Origin of the sequence: Actinoplanes sp. NPDC020271, assembly GCF_044388125.1 — a bacterium.
Lineage (GTDB): Bacteria > Actinomycetota > Actinomycetes > Mycobacteriales > Micromonosporaceae > Actinoplanes.
On record NZ_JBIRWQ010000018.1, the window covers coordinates 128,818 to 155,206 of the forward strand.

A 26,389-nucleotide genomic window follows, 5' to 3' on the forward strand; every position below is an offset into this window, starting at 1 on the left:
TGTCACACCTGGACCAACGGCGTGGCGACGGGCAGGTCACTGCACCGGACCTACTTCGTGACCAGGGTCTTCAGGGTGGTGACCAGGGTGTGATCGCTGACCTCGGCGTAGATCTTCTTGTCCGGGCCGACGAGCACCGAGAACGGGCACGCGGTCTCGGTGCTGGCCAGTTTCTTGTCGAGCAGCTGCTGGTGGGTCGCCACCTCGAAGACGCGCAGCCGCCAGCTCGCCCGGTAGAGGGTGACGGTGTCCGGCTCGGGGTCGTCGTACTTGCAGGTGCGCAGCTTGGCGCCCGGGCTGGTCCGGTCGAGGCAGGCGGCGAGCTGCACCTTGGCCGGGCTGGCCGGGCCCCAGGTGTCGGAGGCCGCCTTGCCGGTGCCGATGTCGTCCATGTAGTAGGTCCGGTTGTTCCACCGGATCGCGTCCTCGCCCTCCTTGATCAGCAGCACGACCGGGTGCGGGGCCTTGCCGGTGTGCTTCGGGGAGTCCGGGAAGTAGGCGTTGTCGTCGCAGACCGCGTTCAGGTCGTAGGTGTCCTTCAGCGGGCTCGCGGCCGGCTGCGGCTCGGTCGACTCGGGGGCCGGCTGACCGGTCGGCCGCGCGGACGGGAACGGGAGATCGGTCGGCCAGGTGAACGGATCGTCCTGCGCGAAACCGCCGTCGGCCCGGGTGGTGTCCTTCTGGTCCTCGGCCACCCGGTAGATGCTGCCGGTGCAGAGCAGGCCGATCACCGCGACGGCCGCGACGATCACGCCCGCCAGCAGCCCACGCCGGCGGGGGCGTGCGGCCGGTGGCGGCCAGCCGGGCTGGTAGCCGGGTTGATAGCCGGGTTGATAGCCGGGCGGCGGGTAGGCGCCACCGAACGGCGGAGGCGGCGGCTGAAACGGGAAGAGCGGAACCGGCTGATCGTTCGGCGGCGGAACCGGCGGGCTCCACGCCTCGACGGGCGGCGGCACCGCGGGCCGGTCAGCCGGCCGCGCCCACTCGGAGACCGGCTCCGCGGCCGGGCCGTCCGAAGGCGCCGGCGAGACCGCATCCGGAACCGGCGGCTCGACCGGCCCCGCCACGAACGTCGGATCCGGTTTGCTGTCTTCTCCGGGCGCTGTCCCCGTACCGTCCACTGCCATGTCCTCCCCCGTCAGTGCCGGCCAATCTATCGAGAGCCGTCACCTCGCCGCCGCCCGGGTGGGTCCCGCCGGCCGCCCACCGCCGGAGGGACCCGCTGGTCACGGACGGGTGTCGGACTGGCTGCCCGCGGTCACCGTGGTCACCTGGGTGCCGGAGAGCGTGCCGCCGGTGTAGAGCCCACCGCCGACCGCGGTGCCGGAGACCGAGCCGCCGGTGTAGACCGCGTAGGTCGTCCCCCGCGTGATCTGGCTGGACGAGAAGACCACACCCTTGAACGCCTTCGTCGACCGGTACACCGCGAGCTGTGTCCCGGACGTGGTCGCCAGGTGCACGATCGTCCCGGCCGCCTGGCCGGCGCTGAACGTGACGGACACCCAGCCCTGGCCGGAGCTGGGCAGTGTGCTGGTGGTGGCGCTGATCCCGGTCGAGATCAGCGTACCGCCGGTGATGGTCAGCGCGCCGTTCGAGTCGAGTCCGCCCTCGCCGCCGCCCCGGGTGGCCGAGCCGGCGACGACGACGGTGCCGCCGCCGATGGTGAGGGCGCCGTTGGAGTCGAGCCCGTCGGTGCCGCCGTCCACCACCACGGTCCCGCCGGTGACCGAGACCAGCGCGTTCGGTGAGTTCTGCATCTCCCCGTACGCCGGGTCGGAGGCGTTGACCGCGTCGTCGGAGGCGGTCGCGCTGACCGAGCCACCGGTCACGTAGACCTTCAGGCCCTCGATCCCCTCGTAGGACTTGGTCACGCCGACCGTCCCCGCGCTGACCGTGACGGTTCCTTCGGCGTGGACCCCGTCGTCCCCGGTGGCGATGGTGGTCGCGCCGCCGTCGACGGTGATCGCCCCGTCCGAGTGCACCCCGTCGTCGGAGGCGTCCAGGGTCGCGGTGCCGCCGCTGATCGCGACCAGGACGCCGGCTTTGAGCCCCTTGGCCGACGCCTCACCGGGGGTGACGGTGCTCCCGCCGCCGGATTCGGCGCTGATCGTGCCCCCGGCCAGCAGCACGTCGGTCTGCCCGGTGACCGCGTCACCGCCCGCGGTGATGACAGCGGCACCGGCTCCGGCGTACACGTATCCGCGTGTGGCGTCCTCGGCGTTGTCCGATTTGAGCCCGTCGCCGCCGGCGGTCGCGGTGATCGTGCCGCCGTTGACGATCACGTAGTCCTTGCCGCGGATCGCGTCGTCACCGGCGGTCACGGTGATCGTCCCGCCGTCGATCACCAGGCCGTCGGAGCTGTTGACCCCGTCACCGGCGGTGCTGCTCAGGACCAGCCCGCCGGTCCCGTCGACGGTGAGGTCGGAGGCCGCGTCGATCGCGTTGCCGGCCGACGAGCTGAGCCGGTTGGTAGTGCCCGACTGCAGGTGGATCAGGGTTTCGTCGGCGGCCACGACGTTCACCGCGGCCGCGCTGCCGGTGACCGTCACCCCGTTGAGCAGGATGCGCACGATGCCGGTGCCGGTGCTGTCGACGACGATCTGACCGTTGGTGAGCGTGCCGGAGAACCGGTAGGTGCCGGCCGCGGTGACCGTCACCGTGCTGCCCGAGACCGTCACGTTCGGACTGGTGCTGGTCGCGCCGCTGCCGGTGAGGCCGACCGTGGCGACGTCGGATTCGTTCCAGACGCGGTCGGCCGCGCTGTCGTGGCTCGCCTGGTTCGCCGCGAGCGCCGTGGCGGCCGCGGTTCCGGCGGCCTGCGCGGGTGCGCTGAGCAGGGCGACCGCGGCCGCGGCGACGGCGACCGGGGCGACCAGCCGGGGGATGCTGGGCATGGGAAACCTTTCCGTTGGGGACGGTTGTCACCATCAAGATCAAATTCAGGATCCTGATGTCCTGCCTCCGCTGTGGTCCGGGCCGTCGCTCCCGCGGGGACCCTTGCGGGCTTCGCAGGGCCGTGGCCGGCCCAGAACGCGAAACCCACAAGGGCGGCCTCCGTGGCGGGGCACGGTCACCCCGGAGATCCTCAGCGGGTGAAGTGCCGACGCAACGTGCGCCGCCAGGGCACGGCGGGCAGCTCGGGGCGCAGCGCGGCCAGCCCGGTGGCGTACTTGGAGATCCGGGCGGGCCGGTGCCCGTGCGCCCAGAGCAGCCGGTCCACCGGGGAGGCGGCCGCGCCGGTCTTGGTCTCGATCACCGCGAGGTCCGGCACGTGCAGCGCGGAGCCGTCCGTGCCGATCCAGCTCAGATCGGTGTCGAGGGTGGCCCGGGAGCCACCCGCGGGCTGATAGAACGTGGTCCGGCGATAGTGCGTGGACAGGACCAGGGCGAGCCGGGTCACGGCCCGGGCACCGAGCACACCCTCCAGGAACCAGCGGCCCGGTTCGGCCGTGTCCCGGTCGGCCAGGTCGTACGGCAGCCGGCTCTTCACCGTCCCGCCACGGCAGCCCTCGGTCTTCGCCTCCAGCCAGCACTCGGCCGTGTCCACGTACGTACGGGTGCGGATCTTGAATCGACGCCGGCGGCGCTGTGCGGTGAGCCGGAAGCTGGTCAGGTCCGGGGTGTCGAAGTAGACGGAGGCGTAGCGGAACGTCCGGATCCCGCGCATCTCCAGCACCCGGGTGGCCGGGTCGAGCCCGGGCAACAGGTCCAGGGCGTCCGCCAGGGGCAGCACGTATTTGCGGTCGACCCGGGTCTGCAACGCCGCCTTCGCGGTCAGCTCGGCCAGCCCGATCGCGCCGAGGCACGCCACCGCGTTCACCGCCGCGCCGCCTCGACCAGCGCACCGACCGGCGTCGAGTACCGGACCTCGACCACGGTGGTCTCGTTGACCAGGTCGACCCGTTCGACCGCGACCGCGTGGATCCGGGCGCCGAGCACCCGTTCGACCTGGGCGATCAGTGCGGTCCGGTCGGTGTAGGCGGCGTCCAGCACCAGCACCTGACGCTGGTAGGAGCGGAACAGCCGGGGATGGTCACCCACGTAGATGACGACCAGGATCAGGGCCATCAGCGTCGGCCCGAGCCACGTGTCACCGTCGGTGAGCGGCCCGAGGATGCCCAGCGCGAGCGCCGAGAAGTAGTACGCCACCTCGTGCTGGTCCAGCTCGGTCGAGCGCAACCGGATGATCGACAGCACCCCGAACAGCCCGAGTCCGAGCCCGGCACCGGCCGTGCTGGAGCTGAGCGACCCGGCCACGGCGAGCACGCCGACGTTGACGCCGAGATACGCGACGACCAGGTCCCGTCGCCGGTGCCGTGGGAAGTAGAGTCCGAAGACGAGCAGGGACACCGCCAGAAGATCGATCCCGAACAGCGCGATCCGGTGCATGACGCGGCGACCTCCCGAGGGTTCCCGGCCGGCCCGCTGAACGGGACCCGGCCGCAGGGTTACGTATCGGTGAACTTCGATGGACACGGTAAGCGCTTTCCCGTGCCCGGGTCACCGGCGGAGACCTCAGAAACGCCTCAAAGAGTGCTGTGCCGAAGCTGTCAAATCCGGGCGATGGTGCACTCTTCCAGGAACGACATGTCCGGCGTCCAGCCCATCCCGGAAACCTCCGGTACCGTCACGAACCCGTCATCGCAGACGATCGGCTCAGTGGTGACGTCCCGGGCGTAGTACTTGTCCGAGCCGGAGACGTCCGACGGCAGCGTGAACCCGGGCAACGAGCTGAGCGCCACGTTGGCGGCGCGACCGACCCCGAACTCGTGCATCCCGCCGCACCACACCGGCACGCCCAGCGCGACGGCCATGTCGTGGGCGCGGACCGCCGGGGTGAGCCCGCCCATCCGGGAGACCTTGAGGTTGAGCACCCGGCCGGCCTTCAGCACCATCGCCGTGACCAGGTCGTCCAGCTCCTCGATCGACTCGTCCAGGCAGATCGGGGTCTCCAGCGACTCCTGCAGTTCAGCGTGGGCGAAGAAGGCGCGCGGTGCGAACGGCTGCTCGATCATCAACAGCCCCTCACCGTCCAACCTGCGAAAGACGTCGCGCTCGTCGGCCGGATAGGCGCCGTTGGCGTCGACGTGAAGCGGAATCGCCGGAAAAGCCGCCCGCACGGCCCGCACCGGCACCACGTCCCAGCCGGGGGCGATCTTCAGCTTGATCCGCCGATACCCCTCCGACACCCGCAACGAGACCTGCGCCAACAGGTCGTCCAGGGAGGGCTCGATCCCCAGCGAGACCCCGGCCTCCACCCGCTGCCGGGTCCCCCCGAGCGCCTTCGCGAGCGGCACCTCCTCGCGCAGTGACCAGAGCGCCCACGCCGCCATGTCGAACCCGGCCCGGGCGAACTGGTTCCCGCGCACCTTCGCCATCGCCGCCGCCAGCTCGGCCGGATGCTCCCACTCCGTCCGCAGCACGATCGGTTCCAGGTGATCACGGGCCACCGCCCAGCAGCTCTCCACGGTCTCGGCCGAGTAGAACGGGCCGCTCGGCGACGCGATCTCGCCCCACCCGGTCACCCCGTCGGCATCGGTGAACGCGACCAGGATGTGCTCCAGTTCGCGCTTGGCGTGCGAACTCGTCCGGAACTCGTGCACCAGCGGCAGCCGCACCCGCCGCAGTTCCACCCGCTGGATCCGGATCACGGACCCTCCCAGTAGAGACCGAGCTCGGCCGCGAGCTCGTCACGGTCACGCAGGCGCCGGCCGGCACCCTTGGCACTGGCGATGGTCAGCGTCGCCAGCAGGTGCAACGCCAGAACGATCGAGGTCGGTGAGTTGACGTACGACGCGCTGCCCGTCCCCACCACGATCCGCGCCGTCGCGATCCCCGCCAGCGGCGCGTCCTCGGCGTCGGTGATCAGGACCAGGTCGCCGCCGTGCCGCACGTACGCCGAAGCGACGTCGACGGTCTCCCGCCGGTACCGTTCCAGCGAGACCGCGACCAGCAGATCACCCTGCCGGATGTCACTGAGCACGTCGAGCGCCCGCAGCGGCACCCCGTCGACGAGATGCACCCCGGAGAGCCCCGCGCTCAGATCGGACGCGAACAGCGACGCGTAGCTCAGCGACTTCCCGTACCCGATCAGGTAGCGCCGCCGCGCCGACACGATCAGCGCGGCCGCCTGCTCGATCGACTCCTGCCCCGCGGCCCACTCCAGAGCCTGATCGAATTCGGTCCGCTGCTGATCCAGCACGCGTTGCTTGAGCACCTTCGCCGAACGGCGCTGGACGTTGCGGTCGAAGCGGTCGGCGGGCGTGGTCCGGTCGGTCACGCCTCCTCCTCGAACAGGTAGGCGACGCGCCCGGGATCGCCCTCCGGCCGGACCACGCCGACCAGGCGCCGGCCCGTCGCGAACCGGGTCACCAGCTCCTGCCGCAACCAGGCCCGATCCTGCGGATCCGGGGCCGCGAACGATTCGCCTGCCGCGACCAGGACGCTTTCGCCGCCGGGTCTACCCCATCGGCGCGTACGCCGGTGATCCTGATTCTGATCGGAATCAGTCAGATCCCAGCTGACGAGGACACGGTCGGTCCCCGGCTCACGATAGAAGTCGGGCAGGAACCGGATCCCGGTCGCGCCCAGGACGGCGAAGTTGAAGTGCGCGTTACGCAACGCGTAGGGGTCGAACGTCCACCGCATCGCCCGCGCGCCGGTCCGCCGGGCCGCACGCGCCTGCGCGTACTTCAGCAGTCGTCCCAGGCCGGCGCCCCGGAAGCCCGCCCGGACCACGGCGGCCTGCGAATAGTGGTAGACCTCGCCGGCCTCGATGCCGGTGAACCCGTAGCAGAAGCCGGTCAGCATGTCGTCGCCGGTGAACGCGCCGATCACCGTCCCGGCGTTCTCCCCCAGCGCGGCCAGCAGCCGTGGGCTGAGACCCCACTCGGGCTCGGTGTAGCCGAACACCTCGCGGTAGAGGGCTGCCGCGCCGGTCCACTCGGCCATGCCGTCCAGCTCGCGCACCGTGACGCCCATCAGTGCCCTCCCCCGGGTTCACCAGAGATAGCGAACGTATCTGTGTCATCGTGGCGGCATTTTCGCTCGTTGACAACAGTCGTGACGCATCTTAGCGTTCGGATATGTCGTCACCTGTGATCGCGGCCCTGCACCGCTACACGCACGCCGAGTCGCCCACCGGCGATCTGCGGGCGCTCGCCGAGCTGGCCGCGATGCTGGAGGCGGACGCGACCGCCGCCGGTTTCGCCACCGCCCGTGAGCCGCACCCGACCGGCGACCACCTGCTCTGGACCCTCCCCGCCCGTGGCGGCGCCACCGGGTCGATGCTGTTCCTGACCCACTACGACACGGTGTGGCCGGTCGGCACGCTGCGCCACATGCCCTGGACCGTCGACGGCGACACCATCCGCGGCCCCGGCGTCTACGACACGAAGTCCGGCATCGCCGCCCTGCTCGCCGCCGCGGCCCTCAGCGCCGCACCCGCGGACCCGACCGCCACCACCGCCGACCCCGGCAACCAGGCCGGCGTCGTCGCCCTCGACGGCGCGCGGCCGGAGATCCGGGTCATCGTGGTCGCCGACGAGGAGATCGGCTCGCCCACCGCGACCGCGCTGGTCACGGCCGAGGCCCAGCGCGCCGACGCGGTGCTCGGCCTGGAGCCGCCCCACCCGGGCGGTGACCTGAAGACCGGCCGGCGCGGCAGCACCCGCGCCCGCATCGAGGTCACCGGCGTCGAAGCGCACGCCGCGCTCGACCCGGACGCCGGCGCCAACGCCATCGACGAGCTGGTCGACCAGCTGATCCGGGTCCGTGAACTCCGGCGCGACCGGCCCGTCCTGATCAACACCGGGACGATCGCCGGCGGCGGACGCACCAACGTGGTCGCCGGCCAGGCGCACGCCGACCTGGGCCTCCGCTTCGCCGACCCGGACGACGAGCGCGCCGTGCTCGCCGAGCTCACCGCGCTCCAGCCGATCCACCCACGCGCCGGCGTCGCCACCCGCCTGCTCTCGCACCGGCCGACCTGGCAGCCGAGCCCGTCCGGCGCGGAACTGCTGACCCGGATCGTCGCCGTCGCCGCCGGCATCGGCCAGAGGCTCGACGGTCGTCCCGCGGACGGCGCAGCCGACACCAACACCACAGGAGCACTGGGCCGCCCCACGATCGACGGCTTGGCGCCGCGGGGCGGAGGCGCTCACGCCCGCACCGAATGGGTCTCCGCCACCGGCATCACCGAGCGGATCACCCTGCTCACCGCCCTGCTCACCCGGACCCCGTGACCCGCCGGCCAATACACCGCGGCCGGCCGAGGCAGCAGGGCTGACGGCCGGCGGTGTAGTGGGAGCGGCCTCGAGGTGACTGCTGAGGACAGCTGTCGTTTTTGCACCAATTCGCGGGCGGGTTTGAGTGGGGGAGACTGCCGGGTACCCGCGAGGAGGCCACTGGACCTCCCGGAGGTGACACCGATCATGAACGACCACGAGCGCCGCGCCCTGGCCGATCTGGAGCGCCACCTGGAGCAGCAGGACTCGGACTTCGCTGCCCGGATGAACACCCTCGCCGGCATACCCGTCGCGGAGCCCGCGTCCCCGGCCGTCCCCGTGCTGTCCGCGTTGCTGTTCATCGCCGTCCCGCTGGTCATGCTCTTCTTCGGCTGGCCCGGCGTCCTGATCGTCCTCGACCTGTTCGCGGCGGCCGTTGCGGTCGTTCTGATCCGGCGCCGCGCTCTGCGCTGACCGCGCCGGTTCTCATCCGGGCGTGTTGTGCTGGGCGGGCCATGAGCCCTCGTGTCCTGGTCGGCGACGACCAGCCGAACATTCTCGACCTGCTCGACACCGTGCTGCGCTTCCACCGGCTTCACCGTGGGAACCGCGGCCACCGCGGCGGGGGCGGTTGCCGCCGCCTCCGCTCGCCCGCCGGATCCGGTGCTGCTCGCCGTCATGCTGCCCGACGGCGACGGGATGGCGGTGTGCCGGCGGCTGCGCGGCGACGGGCTCCGGGCCGGGATCATCTTCTTGCCCGCGCGGGACGCTCGCGCCGATCAGATCTGCGGGCCGCGGTTCGGCGGGGCGAAGCCCTTCCACTCGCCTCGACCGGGGTGGTGATCAGCTCGGCGGCGCTGATCATGGTGGGTGTGTTCGCCGATTTCGTGCTGAGCCCGAGCCCGGTCGTGAAGATGATGGACGTCGGGCCGGCGGTCGCGGTCGCCGTCGACGCCACGGTGATCCGCGGGCCGCTGGTCCCGGCCACGATGGTGCTGCTCGGCCGGTCGAACCGGTGGACACCGGTCAGGCGCTCACGTCCAGCAGATCTCCGGTCTGGTTGAGGACGTTGCGGAGCTGACTGAAGTCGACGCCCTTGTCCTGCAGGAGCGTGACCAGGCTGGACGCACTGGTCGCGGCGCTGGTGACGTCGGATGAGTCCATGTCGAGGAGATCGCTGACCTGGCGGAGTTTCTGCGGGTCGGCCAGGCCGGCGTTCTCGCCGCGCGGGCCACCGGGTGGCGGCGGGGGCGGGGTGCTCTGGCTGCGGGCGTGCTGGTCGGCGATCTTCTCGGCCACGTCGTCGGTGATCGCGGTCGACGACGGCATGCCCGCCTTGATGGCGGCTATCAGGTCGTCGTGCGCGGTGCCGCCCGCGGTGGCCAGGTCGTTGAGGCTCTTGCCGCCGGCGAGCTGTTCCTTCAGCTCGTCGCGGCTCAGGCCCAGCGTCTCGGCGACCTTGGCCATCGGGTCGTCCTTCGGCCGCGGCTGCGAGCCGTACGCGGCCTGGGCCTGCGCCACCTGGTAGTTCGTCGAGTTGCTGATGCTGCTGATCGAGGTCACCGTGACTCCCCGTACCTTCCGTGACGCCTGTCGTCGCGGTCGAGGGATGTCATCGGCGATCGTCCGGGCAAGCTCTGGGTTTGCAACCCGATCCACAGCAAATCGCTATCAGCCGGCGGTGATCGCGGTGGCGGTGACCACGCCTTCGGCGTCGGCGGCGCCCTCGACGGTGATCGTCTGCCCGGCGGTCAGGTCGGCCATCGTCGCGGCGGTCGTCCTGCTGACCGTGGTGGTGTCCGATGCCCGCACAGTGACCGTCTCCCCGGCCGCGGTCGTCACGTAGACGGTGTTGCCGTCGACCTTGCTGATCGTCCCGGCGGTGGCGCGGCCCGGCGCAGCCTGACGGTTCTGAGCGGATCCGGCCATGCCGCTGGGCATCCCGGCGCCGCTGGGGAAGGCGCCCTGTGTGGAGCCGCTCGGGGTGCCGGTGGCGGTGGACGACGAACCCCAGTGCTTCTGCACCTGCGCGCCACCGGCGAACCCGCCGACCAGCAGCACCACGCCGACCAGCACCAGCGTGGTGCTGTTCCACCAGCGTCTCGGCGCGGCCTGGGCGATGGCACTGTTCAGGTCGTCGTGCTCGGCTTCGGTCGGCGTGCGGGGCAGCACCTCGGTGTCATCGTTCATACGCTTCCTACCCGTTTTATAGTGATATTTTGCTACTCGTAGCGAAGTGCGTCGATCGGCCGCAGCCGGGCCGCGCGAGCCGCCGGCAGCCCGCCGAAGAAGAGGCCGATCAGCACCGAGACGCCCAGGGCGAGCGCCACCGAGCTGGGCACCACCACCGGTTGAACGCCGACGATCGGGAACTTGCTGCCGATCAGCGCCGCGGCCACCCCGAGGCCGCCGCCGATCACGCTGAGCAGCGTCGCCTCGATCAGGAACTGGCTCAGCACCACCCGCCGGGGTGCGCCGAGCGCCTTGCGGATGCCGATCTCGCGGGTCCGCTCGGTGACCGTGACCAGCATGATGTTGGTGATCCCGATGCCGCCGACCAGCAGACTGATCGCGGCCACGGCGCCCAGCAGGGTGGTGAACGTGTCCGCGGTCTCGGTCTGTGTCTCCAGCAGCTGGGAGGCGTTCTGGATCCGGTACGTCGTGGTGCCGTCACTGCCGGCCGGCATCTTCTGGTCGAGGATCGTGGTGATCTCGCTCTCCACCGTGTCGACCTGAGCGCTGCTGCGGGCCTCGACCAGGATCGAGCTGAGCGTTCCGTACCCGGCGAGCACCTGGCGGACGGCGGAGATCGGCGCGACCGCGGTGTCGTTCGAGTCGCTGAAGCCACTGGAACTCTTCTCGTCCAGCACCCCGACGATGGTGAACAGCGCGCCGCCGACGGTGACCTGCCGGCCGACCGGGTCCACGTCGGCGAACAACTCCTCGGCGACGGTCTGACCGATCACGACCACCCGGCGGGCCTGCGCCTCGTCGTCGACGGTGAACAGGGCACCGGTCTGCACCGGGAAGTTCGAGGCGCCGAACCAGTCCGGCGTGGTGCCGACGAACGAACCGACGTCGTGGTCGCTGCCCTCGTAGGTGAGCGTCGCCGACGTGCTGACCACCGGCGACACCGACTTCACGTCCGGGGCGAGCACCGGGTCGTCGAGCGCGTCGGCGACCTTCATGGTCAGGCCGCCGCTGCTGGTGCCGCGGCTGGTGCTCATCACGGTCAGCGTGTTGGTGCCCAGGGCGGAGATCCGGTCGGCGATCGCCTGGGCCGAGCCGTTGCCGACCGCGACCAGCAGGATGACCGCGGCGACACCGATCAGGATGCCGAGCATGGTGAGGACCGAGCGCAGCTTGTTCGCCGACAGCCCGCGCAGCGCGAACCGGACGATCTCCGCGAGGTTCACGCCGCCACCTCCGCTCCGCTCCGGCGTCGCCGTGAACCGATCACCGAGCCGACCGGTGCGCTCGCACGCTCGGTCATGCCGCATGCCTCCCGACGTGATCGTGACGGACGTCCGAGGTGACCCGGCCGTCGAACAGCCTGATCAACCGGTCGGCCCGGGCGCCGACCTCCTCCTCGTGGGTGATCAGCACGATCGTGCGCCCCACCGCGTGCAGGTCGTCGAACACGGTGAGCACCTCCTCGGTGGCGTGGCTGTCCAGGTTGCCGGTGGGCTCGTCGGCCAGCAGCAGCGCCGGCTCGGTGACCAGCGCCCGGGCCACCGCGACCCGCTGCTGCTGACCACCGGAGAGCTGATGGGGCTCGTGGTCGGCCCGGTCGGCCAGACCGACCACGTCCAGGGCGAAGATCGCTCGGCGGCGGCGTTCGGCCGCCCGCATCCCCGAGTAGGCCAGTGGCAGTTCGACGTTGGCCACCGCGGACGTACGGGGAATGAGGTTGAAGCTCTGGAACACGAACCCGATGAGCCGGTTGCGGACGAGCGCGAGCTGGCTGTCGCTCAACGAGCTCACGTCCACGCCGTCGAGCAGGTAGCGCCCGCTGCTGGGGATGTCCAGGCAACCGAGGATGTTCATCAGGGTGGACTTGCCGGACCCGGACGACCCCATGATCGCCACGTAGTCGCCCCGATCGACCTGCAGTGTCACGCCGTCGAGGGCGTGCACCCTGGTCTCGCCCACCCCGTACACCTTGCGCACGTCGCGGACGTCGAGAACCGCCCGGGTCCCGGCCATGGCTCAGCGACCGCCCGGCGGGGCGCCGCCACCGCTGAAGCCGCCGCCGGTGCCGAAACCACTCCCGGTACCGGTGCGGGTGCCACTGTTGCTGCTGGTGGTGCTGCCGGTCGGGACGACCACCTTCTCCCCCGCGGTCAGGCCGGAGGTGATCTGGTCGGCGTCGTCGCCCTGCAACCCGACCTCGACCTGCCGGACCTCCTGCGTGCCGGTGCTGGTCAGAACGGTGACGGTGGAACGCCGGCCGGTCGCCGTGACCACCGCCGAGTTGACCTTCACGGCGTTGTCGACGCTGCCGGTGACCACGGCGACGCTGACCGTCTGGCCGGGCTTCGCGCCGTCCGGCGGGTCGGGCAGGCTGACCGTCACGCCGTAGGTCACCACGCTGTTGCTGGTCGTCGCGGTCGGGTCGATCGACACCACCTTGCCGGTGGTCTCGGCGTTCTCCAGCGCGTTCCAGGTGATCGTGGCGGACTGCCCGTCCTTGAGCGCGGTGGTGTCCGACTCGGAGAAGGCCGCGGTGATCTGCAGCCGGCTCAGGTCCTGGATGGTGATGAACCCGGCCGACGACGAGCTGCTCGAACTGGACGCGCCCGAGCCGCCGCTGCCGCTCCCGCTTCCGCTTCCGCTGGAGGACGAGGTGGAGCCGGAGGAAGAGCCGCCCAGCGCGCCGTTGACCGCGGTGACCGTGCCGGCCATCGGGGCGGCCAACTTGGTGCCGGCGACCGAGGCCTTGGCGTCGGCCACGGCCAGCTCGGCCGAGGTGACCTCGTTCTCCGCGGTGGTGGTGTCGGTGCCGGCGGCCTGCGCGCGGTCCAGCGAGTCGTTCGCGGCGTCCAGGTTCGCGGTGGCCAGGTCCAGGTCACGCTGGGCGTCGGTGGCATCGACCGTGGCCAGCAACTGACCCTTGGTCACCTTGTCCCCGACCTTGACCTTGATGCTGGTGACGGTGCCCGAGGTGGTGAACGTCGCCGCGGCGATCGATGCGCTCCCGACCGTGCCGTCCGCGCTGACGGTCTTGGTGACCGTGCCCTGCGAGACGGTGACGGTGCGGACGTCGGTGGCCTTCGCCTCGTTGCCGGAGGAGGTGCTCCGGATCAGGTTGACGCCCCAGATCGCGGCGCCGACGATCAGTAGGGCCAGCAGGGCGTTGATCGCCGTGCTGGGAGTGCGAAGCGCTTTCACGATCCCATCATGTCCGGTGCGACCGGTTCGTAGTGGGGTGTTCGCCGGTATTCCCGATCACCAAGAACGTACGACCTGGTCCCCGGCCACGAGCCCGTCGGTCACCTGGGTGAACTGGTCGCCGCGCAGGCCGACGGTGACCGTGCGGCGCGAGCTCGCCGAGCCGTTGCGCAGCAGCACGGTGCCGGAACCGCCGGAGATGTCGTGGACCGCCGTGGACGGCACCCGGAGGACGTCGGTGGCCGTACCCACGCGGACTGTGACCTGGGCTGATTGGCCGACGAGCAGATCGCTGGGCGGGGCCGCGAACGAGACCACCGCGCCGTAGCGGACCAGCGTGCCGTCCGAGGTGCCGATCGGGTCGACCTGCACGACCGTACCGGTCAGGGCCTCGTCGTGGTCGGCGAGCGTGATCGTGCCGGCCTGGCCGACCTTCAGCGCACCGGCGTCGGCCTCCGGGAAGTCCGCCTCGACCTGCATGGCGTACGTGTCGGCCAGGGTCAGGAACGTCTTGCCGCTGCTGACGGTGTCGCCGACGCTGCCCGAGACGGCGACGACGGTCCCGGCGATCGGCGCGGTGATCACCGTGCCGGCCAGTGCCGCCCGCGCCTTGTCGACGGCCTGCTCCGCCTTGTTGACCGCCTGGCGGGCGTTGAGGATCGCGTCGTTGCCGGTGTCCGGGTAGCCCCGGGTCGTGCAGGCGGCCGCGGCGACGACCTGCGGTTCCGGACTGACCCCGGCCAGGCGCCCGCGCGTCGGGGTGGCGGTCGCGGCGCAGGCGGTCGCCGACGCGGTGACCGCGGCGGCCTGGTCGTTGGCGTCGCCGAGCCGGTCCTCGGCGTCGCTCAGGTTGTCCTCGGCGTCGGCCAGGTCGCTGGTCGCGTCGATGTCGTCGACGGTGGCCAGGGTCTGACCGGCCTTGACCTTGGTCCCGGCCCGTACCTTGATCGCCTCGACCGTGCCGTTGACCGCGAACGACAGCTCCCGGGTGGTGGCCGGCTCGACCGTGCCCGTGGTGGCGACGTCCAGCGTGACCTCACCCTTGGCGACGTCGACGGCGACGATCGTGGCGGTCTTCCTGTCGGTGGAGCGGTGATGCACCACCGCGACGCCTACGCCGGTGGCCACGCCCACGACGACGATCCCGGCGCCTATCCACCGAATGCGTCGTTTAGACCGGATTTGCCCCGACAGGTTGCTCATGTTCGTAGATTGTGGCTGTTCCAGTACGCGAACGGACGAGAATCCCGGGAGCCCCCATGCCGAGCACGCACCTCCGCCGCACCGTGGTCGCCCTGGCCACGGCTCTCCTGATCGGTGCGTGCGGCAACTCCTCCACCTCCGACGACAACGACGTGACTCCCGCGGTCACCAGCACCTCGTCGTCATCCTGTCCCCCGCCCGGCGAGGACTGCGGTGGGGCGCGGCCCTCCGGCGCCGGCGGCGGCTCCGGCAGCGACGACGACACCCCGTTCATCCCGCGCGGCACGGGCCTCAACGGCGCCGGAACGGTCGGTGCGCCGGGAGACGTGCTGCCGACGGCCGCACCGTCCGACGTCGTCGCACCGGCCGGCTTCCTCCCCGGCGAGTGACGAACCTGCGGTGAACCACAACCACCCGGCCCACTCCATCGAACTCCTCCGCGACCTGCACACCCAGGCCCGCGAGATCTCCACCGTCATGGAGTCGATCGCCGCCGAACTCGCCCGAGCCGCCTGAAGATCAAATTCTTCAGGTCCTCCGTCCGCGGTGGTCGTTCTCCGCCGCTCCCGCGGGGACCCTTCCGGGCCGAGCAGGGCGCGGGGCGCCCAGAACGCTCAGCCCTCCAGGGCGGCCTCCGTGGCGGGTCAGGCTCAGAGCAAAAAACCCGCCCACGCCAGGCTGCAGTGGCCGCGGCGGGGCGGTGGGGTCAGGAGGTCAGGAGGAGGACGTGGAGGTGGCGGGGGCCGTGGACGCCTTCGACGCGCTTCAGCTCGATGTCGCTGGTGGCGGACGGGCCGCTGATCCACGTGAGCGGCCGCGTGGGGTCGAGCCGGGCGACCGCTTCGGGCACGGAGGCGACGACCTGGTCGGGACGCAGGACGACGATGTGGACGTCCGGCAGCAGCGTGATGATCCGCCGCCCCTGGTCGGGTGACGCGTCGAGCACGATCGTCCCGGTCTCGGCCACCGCCACCGCGGCGGCGGTGAGGACCGCGGCGGCCCCGGCGATCCGGTCGGGCGTCAGGTCGTCGTCGACGAGAGCGCCGGACGGGTGCCACGACGGGGGCAGTCCCGGCGGTACGACGACGGTCCCGCCGGCGATCTCCGCGGCGACCGCCGCGATCTCGTCCGCGCCGATCCGCCGGACCGTGGCCTTGTAGTCGACGAGCCGGTCCACCAGCACGTCGAGGTCGGCGGCGGGGAACGTCCGCCGGTAGTCGCGCGGCACCGGCCCGGCCTCGGCCGAGGACCGCAGCGCGGCCCGTACCCGTCCGAGGACGACGTCTCTGGAGTTCATCGCGACGCCCACCAGTCCCGGAAGGTCTGCTCGGGGATCTCCGGCAGGTCCCGCGCCTCGTTCCAGCCGAGCGGCAGTCCCCGGCCGCGCCGACCGGCGATCCGCGCGAGTTTGGCCGCCCGCTGCGCGCGGGCATACAGCTCGGGCCGGTCCATGGTGTACGCCGCGACCCGCATCGCCGCCCGCTCGGCCGCCTTGTGCGGTGCCTTGTTGCGCAGGTGAACGAGGATCGACGGGATGTCGATCTTCACGGGGCAGGCGTCGAAGCAGGCCCCGCAGAGCGACGACGCGAACGGCAGCGACGCGTTGTCCTCGACGCCGGTGAGCTGTGGCGACAGCACCGCCCCGATCGGCCCGGGGTAGACCGAGCCGTACGCGTGCCCGCCCGTCCGTTCGTACACCGGGCACACGTTGAGGCAGGCCGAGCACCGGATGCAGTGCAGCGCCGATCGCCCGGCCTCGTCGGCGAGGACGGCGCTGCGCCCGTTGTCGAGCAGCACCAGGTGGAAGTTCTGTGGCCCGTCCCCGGGCGTCACCCCGGTCCACATGGTCGTGTACGGGTTCATCCGCTCCCCGGTCGACGCCCGCGGCAGCAGTTGCAGGAACACTTCCAGGTCCTGCCACGTCGGCACGACCTTCTCGATGCCCATGACGGTGATCAGCGTCTCGGGCAGGGTCAGGCACATCCGCCCGTTGCCCTCGGACTCGACGACGGCGAGGGTCCCGGTCTCGGCGATGCCGAAGTTCGCCCCGCTGATCGCCACCGTCGTCGACAGGAACGTCTCGCGCAGGTACTTCCGGGCGGCCGCGGCCAGCACCGGCGGGTCGTCGGTCAGCGCCGGGTCGACCCCGGGCATCGCCGCGAGGAAGATCTCCCGGATCTCGGAGCGGTTCCGGTGGATCGCCGGTACCAGGATGTGGCTGGGCTTGTCGTTGCCGAGTTGCACGATCAGCTCGGCGAGGTCGGTCTCGACGGCCTGGATCCCGGCCGCTTCGAGGGCCTCGTTGAGCGCGATCTCCTGCGTCGCCATCGACTTGACCTTGATGACCCGGTCGGAGCCGGTCTGTTTCACCAGGCCGGTGACGATCGCATTGGCCTCGTTGGCGTCGGCGGCCCAGTGCACGACACCGCCGCGTTCCACCACGCGAGCCTCCAGCTCTTCCAGCAGCGATGGAAGGCGGGACATGACGTCGGCCTTGATCGCCGAGCCGGCCGAGCGCAGTTCCTGCCAGTCCGGCAGCTCGGCGATGACCCGGCCGGACTTGCCGCGGATCGTGGTGGTCGCGTGCCGCAGGTTGCGCCGCAGCTGGTCGTCGGCGAGCGCCCGGTGCGCGGCGACCGGGAACGGCTCGTCCCCGCGCAGGTGCCCGACGCCGCGCGGCGAGGTGGCCGGCATGCCCAGGAAGGTCGTCATGTGGCGGCCAGAATCTCGGCCAGGTGGACCGTCTTCACAGCGGAATCCCTTCGACGCAGGCCACCACCGATGTGCATCAGGCAGGACGCGTCCCCGGCCGAGCACACGCCCGCGCCGGTCGACTCGATGGCGGTCATCTTGTCGGCGAGCATGGCCGCCGACGTCTCCGCGTTCTTGACCGAGAACGTCCCGCCGAACCCGCAGCACTGCTCGGCGGCCGGCAGCTCGATCAACTCCATGCCACGGACGTTGCGCAGCAGCCGCAGCGGCTTGTCGCCGACCCGGGTCATCCGCAGGCTGTGGCAGGTCGGGTGGTAGGTGACCCGGTGCGGGTAGTACGCCCCCACGTCCTCCACCCTCAGCACGTCGACCAGCAGCTCGGACAGCTCGTAGGTGCGCGCGCCCAGATCCTCGGCGCGCGCCGCCAGCCCCGCCTCCCCGGCCGCGGAGGCCACCAGGGCGTGCTGATGCCGGATCGACCCGACGCACGACCCGGACGGCGCGACGATCACCTCGTACGGCGAGAAGGTTTTGACATAGCGCTTGACCAGGGGTAACGCATCCTTCTGGTAGCCGGTGTTGACATGCATCTGCCCGCAGCACGTCTGCTCGAAGGGGAACACCACCTCGTGGCCGAGGCGTTCCAGCAGCCGGACGGTGGCCTTGGCCGCCTCCGGGAACAGGGTGTCGGCGAGGCAGGTCGCGAACAGCGCGATCCGCACGGTCACCTCCCCACTCGGGACGCGGCGGCCCGCCAGGGGGCGTCGTCGCCGGTCGGCTCGTAGCGCACGATCTGTTGAGTCTGCCGCACCAGCGCGCGCATCGCACCGAGCGAGCCTGCGACCACCCCCGCGGCGCGCGCCTGCACCAGCAGGTTGCCGATCGCGGTGGCCTCGACCGGCCCGGCCAGCACCGGCAGCCCGGTCGCGTCGGCGGTCAACCGGCACAGCAGTTCGTTGCGGGCGCCGCCGCCGACCAGATGCACCACGCTCGGTGACGTGCCGGCGAGTTCCTGGGCCTGGCGCACCGCGCGCCGTTGCGCGAGCGCCAGGCTGTCCAGGATGCACCGCGTGACGGTCGCGGTGCCGGCGTCGTCCGGCAGTCCCGCGGCTCTGCGCAGGCGGCCGGTCATGTCACCGGGCGGCAGGAAGAGCGGATCGTCGAGGTCGACCACGTAGCGCAACGCGGGTTCGCGCGCGGCCGCGGCGAGGAGGTCCGAGATGTCCGGTGAGCCCCACTCGCGCATGCACTCCTGCAATGGCCACAGGCCCATCACGTTGCGTAGATAACGGACGGTGCCGTCGACCCCGCCCTCGTTGGTGAAGTTCGCCGCCCGCGACTCGGCGCTGAGCACCGCCCGCTCCAACTCCAGGCCGACGAGCGACCAGGTGCCCGAACTGACGTACGCGAAATGGTCGTGATCTGCGGGAACAGCGACCACCGCGGACGCCGTGTCGTGCGAGCCGACCGCGACCACCGGGGTCCCCCCGACATGCCCGATCACGTCGCCCGGCCGTCGGATCGGCGGGAAGAGCTCGGCCCGCAACCCCAATTCCTCGATCAAGGACCAGGCCCAATTCCCCGTACGGACATCGAGCAGCCCGGTCGTCGAGGCGTTGGTGAACTCCGCGCCGATCTCGCCGGTCAGCCAGTACGCGAGGAGATCCGGCACGAGCAGCATCGTCCGGGCGGCCGCGTACTGCCGCGTCCCGGCCGCCGCCACCAGCTGGTAGACCGTGTTGAACGGCAACGTCTGCAAGCCGTTGACGTCGTAGAGGTCCCGGGTCGCCGCCGCGATCCCGGCCGTCCGGGAGTCCCGGTAGTGCACCGGGTTCCCCAGCAACTTCCCGTCCGCGTCGAGGAAACCGTAGTCGACCGCCCACGAGTCGATGCCGATGCTGTCGACCGGGCCGGCCTTCGTCAGCCCGTCGAGCACCCCCCGGTACAGCCCGAGGATGTCCCAGTGCAGGGTGCCGCCCGCCCGGACCGGCTCGTTGGCGAACCGGTGCACGACGTCCAGCTCCAGCGTGCCCTCGTCGAACGTGCCGACCACGACGCGCCCACTGGACGCGCCGAGGTCGACCGCCGCGAACCGGTGGGTCATCGCAGGAACGCCGCGGCCACGCCCGCGTCGACGGGGATGTGCAGGCCGGTGGTGTGCGACAGGTCGCCGGCGGTGAGCACGAACACCGCGTTGGCCACGTGGTCCGGCAGCACCTCGCGCTTGAGCAGGGTGCGCTGCGCGTAGTACTCGCCCAGCTTCTCCTCCGGCACGCCGTAGACCGCGGCACGCTTCGCGCCCCAGCCGGACGAGAAGATCCCCGAGCCACGCACGACGCCGTCGGGGTTGATGCCGTTCACGCGTACGCCATGAGCGCCCAGCTCAGCCGCCAGCAGGCGCACCTGATGCGCCTGGTCGGCCTTGGCGGCGCCGTAGGCGACGTTGTTCGGGCCTGCGAACAGGGAGTTCTTGCTGGAGATGTAGACGATGTCGCCGCCCATGCCTTGCGCGACGAGGATCCGCGCGGCCGCCTTGGCGACCAGGAACGAGCCCTTGGCCATCACGTCGTGCTGAAGGTCCCAGTCCTGTTCGGTCGTCTCCAGCAGCGGCTTCGAGATGGAGAGGCCGGCGTTGTTGACGATCAGGTCCACGCCGCCGAACGCGAGCACGGCCGCGTCCAGAGCAGCCTCGACGGCGGCGGCGTCGGTGACGTCGGCGACGACGCTGACGGCCGCGTCGGTGCTGCCGATCTCACCGGCGACGGTCTCGGCGGTGGCGGCGTCCCGGTCGGCGACGACGACGCACGCGCCCTCGGCGGCCAGGCGCAGAGCGATGGCGCGGCCGATGCCGGAACCGCCACCGGTCACGAACGCGACCCGGGTGGCCAGCGGCTTCGGCTTCGGCATCCGCTGGAGCTTGGCCTCCTCGAGAGACCAGTACTCGATGCGGAACTTCTCCGACTCGTCGATCGGGGCGTAGCGCGAGATCGCCTCGGCGCCGCGCATCACGTTGATCGCGTTGAGGTAGAACTCGCCGGCGACGCGGGCGGTCTGCTTGTTCGCGCCGAACGAGAACATGCCCACGCCCGGGACCAGGACGATCGCCGGGTCAGCGCCGCGGATCGCCGGGCTCTCACCGGTGGCGTGACGCTCGTAGTAGGCGCGGTAGTCCTCGCGGTACGCCTCGTGCAGCTCCTTGAGCCTCGCGGTCACGTCCTCCAGAGGCGCGTCCGGGGCGGTGTCCAGGACCAGCGGCTTGACCTTGGTACGCAGGAAGTGGTCGGGGCAGCTCGTGCCCAGCGCGGCCAGCTCGGTCAGGCGCTCGCTGCCGACGAAGTCCAGAACCACGTCGTCGTCGGTGAAGTGGCCGACCTGAGGGCGGTCGGTGGAGGCCAGGCCGCGGATGATCGGGAAGATCTCGGCCGCGCGCTTCCTTCGCTCCGCGGTGGCGAGCGGCTGCTTCACCTTCCCGAAAGGCGACTCCTTACCTTTTTCCGCGATGTAAGCCGCGGCCGTGTTGATGATCTCCTGCGAGTTGGCCTCGCACTCGTCGCTGGTCGCGCCCCAGGCGGTGATGCCATGACCACCCAGGATCACGCCGATGGCCTGCGGGTTGGCCTTCTGCACCGCGGCGATGTCCAGCCCGAGCTGGAAGCCGGGGCGCCGCCAGTCCACCCACAGCACCCGGTCGCCGAAGATCTCCTTGGTCAGCGCCGGCCCGTCGGCGGCGGTCGCGATCGCGATGCCGGCGTCCGGATGCAGGTGATCCACGTGCGGCGCGTCGACCAGGCCGTGCATCGCGGTGTCGATGCTCGGCGCCGCCCCGCCCCGGCCGTGCAGGCAGTAGTCGAACGCGGCGACCATCTCGTCCTCGCGCTCGACCCCCGGGTAGACGCCGGTCAGCGCGCGCAGCCGGTCCAGCCGGAGCACGGCCAGGCCCTTCTCGGTCAGGGTGCCGAGGTCGCCGCCGGACCCCTTCACCCAGAGCAGATCCACGTTCTCCCCGGTGACCGGGTCCAGGTCGCTGCCCTTGGCCGAGGTGTTGCCCCCGGCGTAGTTCGTGGTGCGCGGATCCGCCCCAAGGCGATTCGATCGCGCGATGAGCGCAGCGACGGCGGCATTCGTCATGACGTCCCTCAGTTCGGTCCGGCAGGCAGTGGTCATGTATGAAACGTTTCAGAATTACCGACAGGTTACGCAGAGCGGCACCTGTGGTCAAGGCCGCAGCGCCCCATTCGCGCCAGGCGCCGGACGGCCCGCCCGCCACCACCACAACCAGCCCCTCCACCCCAGCCCGCCCGGCAGTCGGTCGTATGCGGCAAGCCAACCGGCGGTCGGAGCTGTCCCGGCCTCCAGGAAACCGCCCAGAACGCCAGCCGGTGCTCCGCGGCCGGCGATGAGCGGTGTATCAGCGGCCGTGAAGCAACTCTGGACGCCGGCCGCGGCCCCGACCGGGCCGCCGTCCACGGATCGGCGGGCGGGCGGCCTCGGAACTCGCGACGACGGGCGACCGGGCCTGGGCGCTACGGGCGGCGGGGCAGAACGTGGCGGGGTGGATGACGACCATGGAGGGGGCGAACGATCGCGGCGAGGGGCGCGGGGGCGTACGGGAAGAGGGGTCCCGGGAAAGCGGAGTCGGCGGCAACGGAAAAGCCCGGGCCGAAACGGCCCGGGCTTTGAGGTTCGTCGTGCGGGTCAGATGAGCCAGCGGTTCTTCTGGACCAGGGGCAGGCGGGCCCACAAGCGACCCAGTCCCCAGGTGTGGCCCGCGTAGGTGAGGGCGAGGACCACGGCGGTGATCGCGTAGATGACGTGGTAGTCGACGACCGGGTTGCTGGAGCCGCTGGCCAGGGGCCATTCGGCGGCCCACATCAGGGCCATCATGGCGATCGCGGAGCCGGCGGCGACGCGCAGGCCGATGCCGAGGATCAGAGCCAGGCCGATGCCGAGCAGGCCGAGCATGAATGCCCAGTCGGCGACCGGGTTGCCGGCCAGGCTGTGGAACAGGCCCTTGAACGGGCCCGCTTCGACGCTCGACAGGAAGCCCTTGGTCGGCGAGCCGCCGTTGATCCAGGCTTTGGCGGACGGGGTGGCATATCCGAATCCGAACGTCTTGTCCAGGAACGCCCAGAGGAAAACGAATCCGGTGGCGACCCTGAGCACGGCGAGTGTCTTGGCAGCGGCCTTGGTGAGCATGGCGCCCGGGGCCTCGACCTGCTCGAGGCGGTGAGCTGCGACGGTGGTCATCGCTTCCTCCTCCATCAATCTCTCTGCCATTGACAATCCTCTCGTCGAGGCTGCCGCACCCGGGTCCGACCACCTGACTCGGCGGGACGAAAGTCCCGGGTCAGCCGACCTCGGCCGGCACCGGCGCCTCGCGGTGAGCGTCGCGTCCGGCGTGGTGACGCACCACGACCAGCACGATCAGGCCCGCGACCAGCGCGGTCCCGGCCGCGACGTAGAGCGTCCCGTTGAGACCGTCGGCGAAGCCGGCCGGCTGCCCGTGCGCATCCGCGATCTTGTTGGCGAAGATCGTCCCGAACACCGCCACGCCGAGCGCGAAGCCCAGCTGCCGGAACGTGTTCAGCGCCCCACCGGCCATTCCGCTGCGCTCGCGGGGCACCTCGCCGAGCACCGCCGACGACAGCGACGGCAGCACGCAGCCCACGCCGAGACCGACAACGATCAGCCCGGGGATGAGCACCTTGCCGGTGCTGCCCGGGTCCAGGCGCGCCTGGAGCAGGTCGCCGGCCGCGATCAGCAGCAGGCCCAGGCCGACGGTCCAGCGCGGCGAGACCTTCTGCAGGAACTTGCCGGCGGCGGCGCCGACGACAAGTGAGGCGGCGGCCATCGGCAGCGCGCCGTAGAGGCCGGCGTCGACCGGGCCGTATCCGAGCACCTGCTGCAGCCAGACGGTGCCGAACGGCAGGCAGCCGAACGCGGCCGCCTGGGTCAGGAACGCCGCCACGATCAGCGCGGCGAACGCGGGCCGCTTGAACAGGGCCAGGTCCAGCATCGGGTGGTCGGAGCGGAGTTCGGCGACGATGAACGCGACCAGGGCGACCACACCGACACCGAACGCGGTGAGGGCGAGCCCGTCGGTCCAGCCGGCATCCCCGGCGCGGATCAGGCCGTACGTGACGGCTCCGGCCGCCACCGTGAACGTGATCGTGCCGGGCAGGTCGAACCGGCCGCCCCACGGCGCCTTCGACTCGGTCACGCCGCGGACCGTGAACCAGACCGCGATCAGGCAGACCGGCAGGTTGACCAGGAACACCCAGCGCCAGCCGAAATGCTCGGTGAGCAGTCCACCGGCGAGCGGGCCGGCGGCCGCGGCGGCGCCGTTGACGGCGCCCCAGATGCCGAACGCGACGCCCCGGTCGTGTCCGTGATAGGTCACGTTGAGCAGGGCCGCGGTGCAGGCGAACATGGCCGCGCCGCCGGCGCCCTGCAGCACCCGGGCGGCGATCAGGGCCTGCTCGTTCGGTGCGACCGCGCAGAGCAGGGAGGAGACCGCGAAGATGCCGATGCCGATCAGGTACGTGCGGCGGCGGCCGTAGCGGTCGGCGAGGGAGCCGGCGCCGAGCAGCAGGGCGGCGAGGGCGAGAGCATATCCGTCGAGCACCCACTGCAGGTCGGTGTAGTCGGCCTGGAACTTGTCGGCGATCGACGGCAACGCGACGACGACGATGGTGACGTCCACCAGCAGCAGGAAGGTGCCGAGGCAGACGGCGATCAGTGGTGACCATTTGCGCATGCCCCGAAGGATGCCCCCTTGGGGTTGCAGAAGACGTACCGGATCGACTGAAGCTGCGGATCTCGACTTTGGCTAGGCTCCAGCGGTGGAAATCGACAGACTGGACCGTCAGGTGACGCACGCGCTGCGGATCAACGGCCGCGCCGGGTACCGGGAGATCGGCACGGTCCTCGGCGTCTCCGACCAGACCGTCGCGCGGCGTTATCGCCGCTTGCGCGAGGAGGCGCGGCTGCGGGTGGTCGGTCTGCCCAACCCCATCGAGCTGGGGTACGAGACCTGGGCGCTCCGCCTCCGTGCGGCGCCCGACGCGGCCCTGCCGATCGCCACGGCGCTGGCCCGCCGTCCGGACACCACCTGGGTGTCGATCACGTCCGGCGGCACCGAGATCACTGCGAGCGTGCACGTCCCCGCGTCGGCCGACCGGGAAGCGCTGCTGCTGCAGAAGCTGCCGCGGACACCCCGCCTGGCCTCGGTGAGCGCGCACTGCGTGATCCACAACTACGTGGGTGGCGCGGTCGGCCCGGACCTGCGTGACGACTCGCTCACCGCGGAGCAGATCGCGGCGCTGACCCCGTCGCCGCCGGCCGCCGGCCGCTCCGCCGCGCATCTGACCGAGGCCGACGGGCGGCTGATCGAGGCGCTCTCCTGGGACGGGCGGCTCAGCTTCACCGAGTTGGCCGCCGCGACCGGCTGGCCGGAGTCGACGGCCCGCCGCCGGGTCCAGGAGCTGTTCGAGGCGGGGTCGCTCTACACGGACGTGGAGATCGAGCCGAAGCTGTACGGCTTCCGCGCGATCGTGGTGATGTGGCTGTCGGTCGCGCCGTCGCGGGTCGCGTCGGTCGGCCACGCCCTGGCCCGGCACGAGGAGATCGTGTTCGCGGCGGCGACCACCGGCCCGACGAATCTGCAGGCCACCGCGATCTGCCGGGACATGCCGTCCTTCTACCGGTACGTGACCGAGCAGCTCAGCCAGCTCGACGGCGTGGAGCGGATCGAGTCGGCGCCGGTGCTCAAGCACGTGAAGCAGATGGGCGGGGTGCGTTGACATACCGCCGGCAGCAGGGAGCGGCTGGTATTACCCGCAAGTAAGAAACTCGTTAAAAATATCTATCAGCATCGATCTAGATCGGTCTCCCACACACCATCCCCCGTTGGGAGAACCACATGTCCCTGCGTTCCCTACTGGCCGCCGTCTCGGTGACGGCGGCACTGATCGCGCTCCCCGCGGCACCCGCGCAGGCCGCGAATCCGTACGAGCGGGGCCCCGCTCCCACCACCGCCAGCATCGAAGCCGTCACCGGCCCGTTCGCCACCACCTCCACCACCGTCGCCCGCACCAGCACGTTCGGCGGCGGCACCATCTACTACCCCACCGACACCAGCGCCGGCACCTTCGGCGCGGTCTCGATCGCCCCCGGATACACCAACTCGAAGTCCGCGGTCGCCTGGCTCGGCCCGCGCATCGCCTCGCAGGGTTTCGTGGTCATCGTCATCGACACCCTCAGCGTGTACGACTTCCCGGACAGCCGCGGCACGCAACTGCTCGCCGCGTTGGACTACCTGACCGGCACCAGCCCGGTGCGCACCCGCATCGACGCGACACGGCTGGGCGTCATGGGTTACTCGATGGGCGGCGGCGGAAGCCTGTCGGCGTCGAAAACCCGTCCGTCCCTGCAGGCGGCCGTGCCGCTCACCCCGTGGCACACCACCAAGAGCTGGACCACCGACCAGGTCCCGACCCTGATCATCGGCGCCGAGAACGACACCACGGCGCCCGTCGCGTCCCACGCCGAGCCGTTCTACACCAGCCTGCCGAGCACCCTCGACAAGGCGTACCTGGAACTGAACAACGCCACCCACTCGGCACCGACCTCGGCGAACGTCACCATCGCGAAGTACAGCATCTCGTGGCTGAAGCGCTTCATCGACAACGACACCCGCTACGAGCAGTTCCTGTGCCCGGCGCCGTCCGGGTCGGCCATCCAGGAATACCGCGACACCTGCCCGCATTCCTGACCAACCGATTTCCCCGTACGACCAACGCCGGCGACCGTGGGTCGCCGGCGTTGCCGGGGTCAGCCTGCCGGGAGTCAGCGTGGTT

At 71.2% G+C, this 26,389-nt stretch carries 27 protein-coding genes; 7 read left to right on the forward strand and 20 right to left on the reverse strand.

Annotation, left to right across the window (positions count from 1 at the left end; all coding sequences use genetic code 11):
* Nucleotides 1–50: 50 nt before the first annotated feature.
* The 7 genes from ACH442_RS32190 to ACH442_RS32220 form a co-directional block, all read right to left on the reverse strand.
* Nucleotides 51–1,127, reverse strand: a complete 1,077-nt coding sequence (locus ACH442_RS32190) for a hypothetical protein (protein ID WP_396341896.1) — start codon at nucleotides 1,125–1,127, stop codon at nucleotides 51–53.
* A 99-nt stretch (nucleotides 1,128–1,226) separates the two neighbouring features.
* Entirely contained in the window at nucleotides 1,227–2,894 is a 1,668-nt protein-coding gene (locus tag ACH442_RS32195; RefSeq protein WP_396341897.1) for a carbohydrate-binding domain-containing protein, read from the reverse strand.
* Between the two features lie 191 nt (nucleotides 2,895–3,085).
* Nucleotides 3,086–3,820: a VTC domain-containing protein gene (locus ACH442_RS32200; RefSeq protein WP_396341898.1), complete on the reverse strand. Its 735-nt coding sequence runs from the start codon at nucleotides 3,818–3,820 to the stop codon at nucleotides 3,086–3,088.
* The gene (locus ACH442_RS32205; RefSeq protein WP_396341899.1) at nucleotides 3,817–4,389 is read right to left on the reverse strand and encodes a DUF4956 domain-containing protein; all 573 of its coding nucleotides are present in this window, start codon (nucleotides 4,387–4,389) and stop codon (nucleotides 3,817–3,819) included. The genes ACH442_RS32200 and ACH442_RS32205 overlap by 4 nt, the downstream gene beginning before the upstream one ends.
* 161 nt (nucleotides 4,390–4,550) lie before the next feature.
* Nucleotides 4,551–5,651, reverse strand: coding sequence for an o-succinylbenzoate synthase (gene menC / locus ACH442_RS32210; protein ID WP_396341900.1), 1,101 nt, complete (start codon nucleotides 5,649–5,651; stop codon nucleotides 4,551–4,553).
* Complete coding sequence (locus tag ACH442_RS32215; protein WP_396341901.1) at nucleotides 5,648–6,280, reverse strand: MurR/RpiR family transcriptional regulator; 633 nt, start codon at nucleotides 6,278–6,280, stop codon at nucleotides 5,648–5,650. Before ACH442_RS32215 ends, menC begins: the two co-directional genes overlap by 4 nt.
* Nucleotides 6,277–6,981, reverse strand: coding sequence for a GNAT family N-acetyltransferase (locus ACH442_RS32220; RefSeq protein ID WP_396341902.1), 705 nt, complete (start codon nucleotides 6,979–6,981; stop codon nucleotides 6,277–6,279). The genes ACH442_RS32215 and ACH442_RS32220 overlap by 4 nt, the downstream gene beginning before the upstream one ends.
* Nucleotides 6,982–7,085: 104 nt before the next feature.
* On the opposite strand from ACH442_RS32220, the gene ACH442_RS32225 reads away from it, so the two are divergent.
* The 4 genes from ACH442_RS32225 to ACH442_RS32240 all read left to right on the forward strand — a co-directional run bounded on the left by ACH442_RS32225 (nucleotide 7,086) and on the right by ACH442_RS32240 (nucleotide 9,289).
* A complete protein-coding gene (locus tag ACH442_RS32225; protein ID WP_396341903.1) occupies nucleotides 7,086–8,243 on the forward strand; it encodes a M20/M25/M40 family metallo-hydrolase in 1,158 nt (385 codons plus the stop codon).
* A gap of 189 nt (nucleotides 8,244–8,432) precedes the next feature.
* Complete coding sequence (locus tag ACH442_RS32230; RefSeq protein ID WP_396341904.1) at nucleotides 8,433–8,699, forward strand: DUF3040 domain-containing protein; 267 nt, start codon at nucleotides 8,433–8,435, stop codon at nucleotides 8,697–8,699.
* 126 nt (nucleotides 8,700–8,825) lie between these two features.
* A complete protein-coding gene (locus ACH442_RS32235; protein WP_396341905.1) occupies nucleotides 8,826–9,068 on the forward strand; it encodes a hypothetical protein in 243 nt (80 codons plus the stop codon).
* Entirely contained in the window at nucleotides 9,062–9,289 is a 228-nt protein-coding gene (locus tag ACH442_RS32240) for an MMPL family transporter (protein ID WP_396341906.1), read from the forward strand. Before ACH442_RS32235 ends, ACH442_RS32240 begins: the two co-directional genes overlap by 7 nt.
* On the opposite strand, the gene ACH442_RS32245 is transcribed toward ACH442_RS32240, so the two are convergent.
* The 6 genes from ACH442_RS32245 to ACH442_RS32270 all read right to left on the reverse strand — a co-directional run bounded on the left by ACH442_RS32245 (nucleotide 9,252) and on the right by ACH442_RS32270 (nucleotide 14,744).
* On the reverse strand, nucleotides 9,252–9,788 hold the full coding sequence (locus tag ACH442_RS32245; RefSeq protein ID WP_396341907.1) for a hypothetical protein: 537 nt from the start codon (nucleotides 9,786–9,788) through the stop codon (nucleotides 9,252–9,254). The two genes, ACH442_RS32240 and ACH442_RS32245, sit on opposite strands and share 38 nt — an antisense overlap.
* Nucleotides 9,789–9,896: 108 nt before the next feature.
* Nucleotides 9,897–10,415, reverse strand: a complete 519-nt coding sequence (locus ACH442_RS32250; RefSeq protein WP_396341908.1) for a hypothetical protein — start codon at nucleotides 10,413–10,415, stop codon at nucleotides 9,897–9,899.
* A 32-nt stretch (nucleotides 10,416–10,447) separates the two neighbouring features.
* Nucleotides 10,448–11,641, reverse strand: a complete 1,194-nt coding sequence (locus ACH442_RS32255; protein ID WP_396341909.1) for an ABC transporter permease — start codon at nucleotides 11,639–11,641, stop codon at nucleotides 10,448–10,450.
* A gap of 73 nt (nucleotides 11,642–11,714) precedes the next feature.
* Nucleotides 11,715–12,431 (reverse strand): ABC transporter ATP-binding protein, encoded by a 717-nt coding sequence (locus ACH442_RS32260; protein WP_396341910.1) that lies wholly within the window; start codon nucleotides 12,429–12,431, stop codon nucleotides 11,715–11,717.
* 3 nt (nucleotides 12,432–12,434) lie between these two features.
* Nucleotides 12,435–13,616, reverse strand: a complete 1,182-nt coding sequence (locus ACH442_RS32265; RefSeq protein ID WP_396341911.1) for an efflux RND transporter periplasmic adaptor subunit — start codon at nucleotides 13,614–13,616, stop codon at nucleotides 12,435–12,437.
* Between the two features lie 57 nt (nucleotides 13,617–13,673).
* Entirely contained in the window at nucleotides 13,674–14,744 is a 1,071-nt protein-coding gene (locus tag ACH442_RS32270; RefSeq protein ID WP_396341912.1) for an efflux RND transporter periplasmic adaptor subunit, read from the reverse strand.
* Nucleotides 14,745–14,875: 131 nt separating this feature from the next.
* Here ACH442_RS32270 and ACH442_RS32275 point away from each other — a divergent pair, with 131 nt between their 5' ends.
* Complete coding sequence (locus tag ACH442_RS32275) at nucleotides 14,876–15,208, forward strand: hypothetical protein (RefSeq protein WP_396341913.1); 333 nt, start codon at nucleotides 14,876–14,878, stop codon at nucleotides 15,206–15,208.
* A 317-nt stretch (nucleotides 15,209–15,525) separates the two neighbouring features.
* Here ACH442_RS32275 and ACH442_RS32280 read toward each other — a convergent pair whose 3' ends face one another.
* The 7 genes from ACH442_RS32280 to ACH442_RS32310 form a co-directional block, all read right to left on the reverse strand.
* Complete coding sequence (locus ACH442_RS32280) at nucleotides 15,526–16,116, reverse strand: lactate utilization protein C (protein ID WP_396341914.1); 591 nt, start codon at nucleotides 16,114–16,116, stop codon at nucleotides 15,526–15,528.
* A complete protein-coding gene (locus tag ACH442_RS32285) occupies nucleotides 16,113–17,531 on the reverse strand; it encodes a LutB/LldF family L-lactate oxidation iron-sulfur protein (protein ID WP_396341915.1) in 1,419 nt (472 codons plus the stop codon). The genes ACH442_RS32280 and ACH442_RS32285 overlap by 4 nt, the downstream gene beginning before the upstream one ends.
* Entirely contained in the window at nucleotides 17,528–18,253 is a 726-nt protein-coding gene (locus tag ACH442_RS32290) for a (Fe-S)-binding protein (protein WP_396341916.1), read from the reverse strand. The genes ACH442_RS32285 and ACH442_RS32290 overlap by 4 nt, the downstream gene beginning before the upstream one ends.
* Nucleotides 18,254–18,255: 2 nt before the next feature.
* On the reverse strand, nucleotides 18,256–19,635 hold the full coding sequence (locus ACH442_RS32295; protein WP_396341917.1) for a rhamnulokinase family protein: 1,380 nt from the start codon (nucleotides 19,633–19,635) through the stop codon (nucleotides 18,256–18,258).
* Nucleotides 19,632–21,695 (reverse strand): bifunctional aldolase/short-chain dehydrogenase, encoded by a 2,064-nt coding sequence (locus ACH442_RS32300; protein WP_396341918.1) that lies wholly within the window; start codon nucleotides 21,693–21,695, stop codon nucleotides 19,632–19,634. The genes ACH442_RS32295 and ACH442_RS32300 overlap by 4 nt, the downstream gene beginning before the upstream one ends.
* Before the next feature lie 531 nt (nucleotides 21,696–22,226).
* Entirely contained in the window at nucleotides 22,227–22,793 is a 567-nt protein-coding gene (locus tag ACH442_RS32305) for a hypothetical protein (RefSeq protein ID WP_396341977.1), read from the reverse strand.
* A gap of 85 nt (nucleotides 22,794–22,878) precedes the next feature.
* Entirely contained in the window at nucleotides 22,879–24,288 is a 1,410-nt protein-coding gene (locus ACH442_RS32310) for an MFS transporter (protein ID WP_396341919.1), read from the reverse strand.
* An 85-nt stretch (nucleotides 24,289–24,373) separates the two neighbouring features.
* Here ACH442_RS32310 and ACH442_RS32315 point away from each other — a divergent pair, with 85 nt between their 5' ends.
* Together ACH442_RS32315 and ACH442_RS32320 are read left to right on the forward strand one after the other, a co-directional pair.
* Nucleotides 24,374–25,333 carry an Lrp/AsnC family transcriptional regulator gene (locus ACH442_RS32315; protein WP_396341920.1) on the forward strand — a complete coding sequence of 320 codons (960 nt, stop codon included), beginning with the start codon at nucleotides 24,374–24,376 and terminating at the stop codon, nucleotides 25,331–25,333.
* A gap of 119 nt (nucleotides 25,334–25,452) precedes the next feature.
* Nucleotides 25,453–26,304, forward strand: a complete 852-nt coding sequence (locus ACH442_RS32320; RefSeq protein WP_396341921.1) for an alpha/beta hydrolase — start codon at nucleotides 25,453–25,455, stop codon at nucleotides 26,302–26,304.
* Nucleotides 26,305–26,389: the final 85 nt, after the last annotated feature.

Excerpts from the sequence above, each read along its gene's own strand:
- ACH442_RS32190 (WP_396341896.1), bottom strand. The coding sequence starts at position 1,127 with ATGGCAGTGGACGGTACGGGGACAGCGCCCGGAGAAGACAGCAAACCG.
- ACH442_RS32195 (WP_396341897.1), bottom strand. The coding sequence starts at position 2,894 with ATGCCCAGCATCCCCCGGCTGGTCGCCCCGGTCGCCGTCGCCGCGGCC.
- ACH442_RS32205 (WP_396341899.1), bottom strand. The coding sequence starts at position 4,389 with ATGCACCGGATCGCGCTGTTCGGGATCGATCTTCTGGCGGTGTCCCTG.
- ACH442_RS32220 (WP_396341902.1), bottom strand. The coding sequence starts at position 6,981 with ATGGGCGTCACGGTGCGCGAGCTGGACGGCATGGCCGAGTGGACCGGC.
- ACH442_RS32225 (WP_396341903.1), top strand. The coding sequence starts at position 7,086 with ATGTCGTCACCTGTGATCGCGGCCCTGCACCGCTACACGCACGCCGAG.
- ACH442_RS32230 (WP_396341904.1), top strand. The coding sequence starts at position 8,433 with ATGAACGACCACGAGCGCCGCGCCCTGGCCGATCTGGAGCGCCACCTG.
- ACH442_RS32250 (WP_396341908.1), bottom strand. The coding sequence starts at position 10,415 with ATGAACGATGACACCGAGGTGCTGCCCCGCACGCCGACCGAAGCCGAG.
- ACH442_RS32260 (WP_396341910.1), bottom strand. The coding sequence starts at position 12,431 with ATGGCCGGGACCCGGGCGGTTCTCGACGTCCGCGACGTGCGCAAGGTG.
- ACH442_RS32275 (WP_396341913.1), top strand. The coding sequence starts at position 14,876 with ATGCCGAGCACGCACCTCCGCCGCACCGTGGTCGCCCTGGCCACGGCT.
- ACH442_RS32280 (WP_396341914.1), bottom strand. The coding sequence starts at position 16,116 with ATGAACTCCAGAGACGTCGTCCTCGGACGGGTACGGGCCGCGCTGCGG.
- ACH442_RS32285 (WP_396341915.1), bottom strand. The coding sequence starts at position 17,531 with ATGACGACCTTCCTGGGCATGCCGGCCACCTCGCCGCGCGGCGTCGGG.
- ACH442_RS32295 (WP_396341917.1), bottom strand. The coding sequence starts at position 19,635 with ATGACCCACCGGTTCGCGGCGGTCGACCTCGGCGCGTCCAGTGGGCGC.
- ACH442_RS32300 (WP_396341918.1), bottom strand. The coding sequence starts at position 21,695 with ATGACCACTGCCTGCCGGACCGAACTGAGGGACGTCATGACGAATGCC.
- ACH442_RS32305 (WP_396341977.1), bottom strand. The coding sequence starts at position 22,793 with ATGGAGGAGGAAGCGATGACCACCGTCGCAGCTCACCGCCTCGAGCAG.
- ACH442_RS32310 (WP_396341919.1), bottom strand. The coding sequence starts at position 24,288 with ATGCGCAAATGGTCACCACTGATCGCCGTCTGCCTCGGCACCTTCCTG.
- ACH442_RS32320 (WP_396341921.1), top strand. The coding sequence starts at position 25,453 with ATGTCCCTGCGTTCCCTACTGGCCGCCGTCTCGGTGACGGCGGCACTG.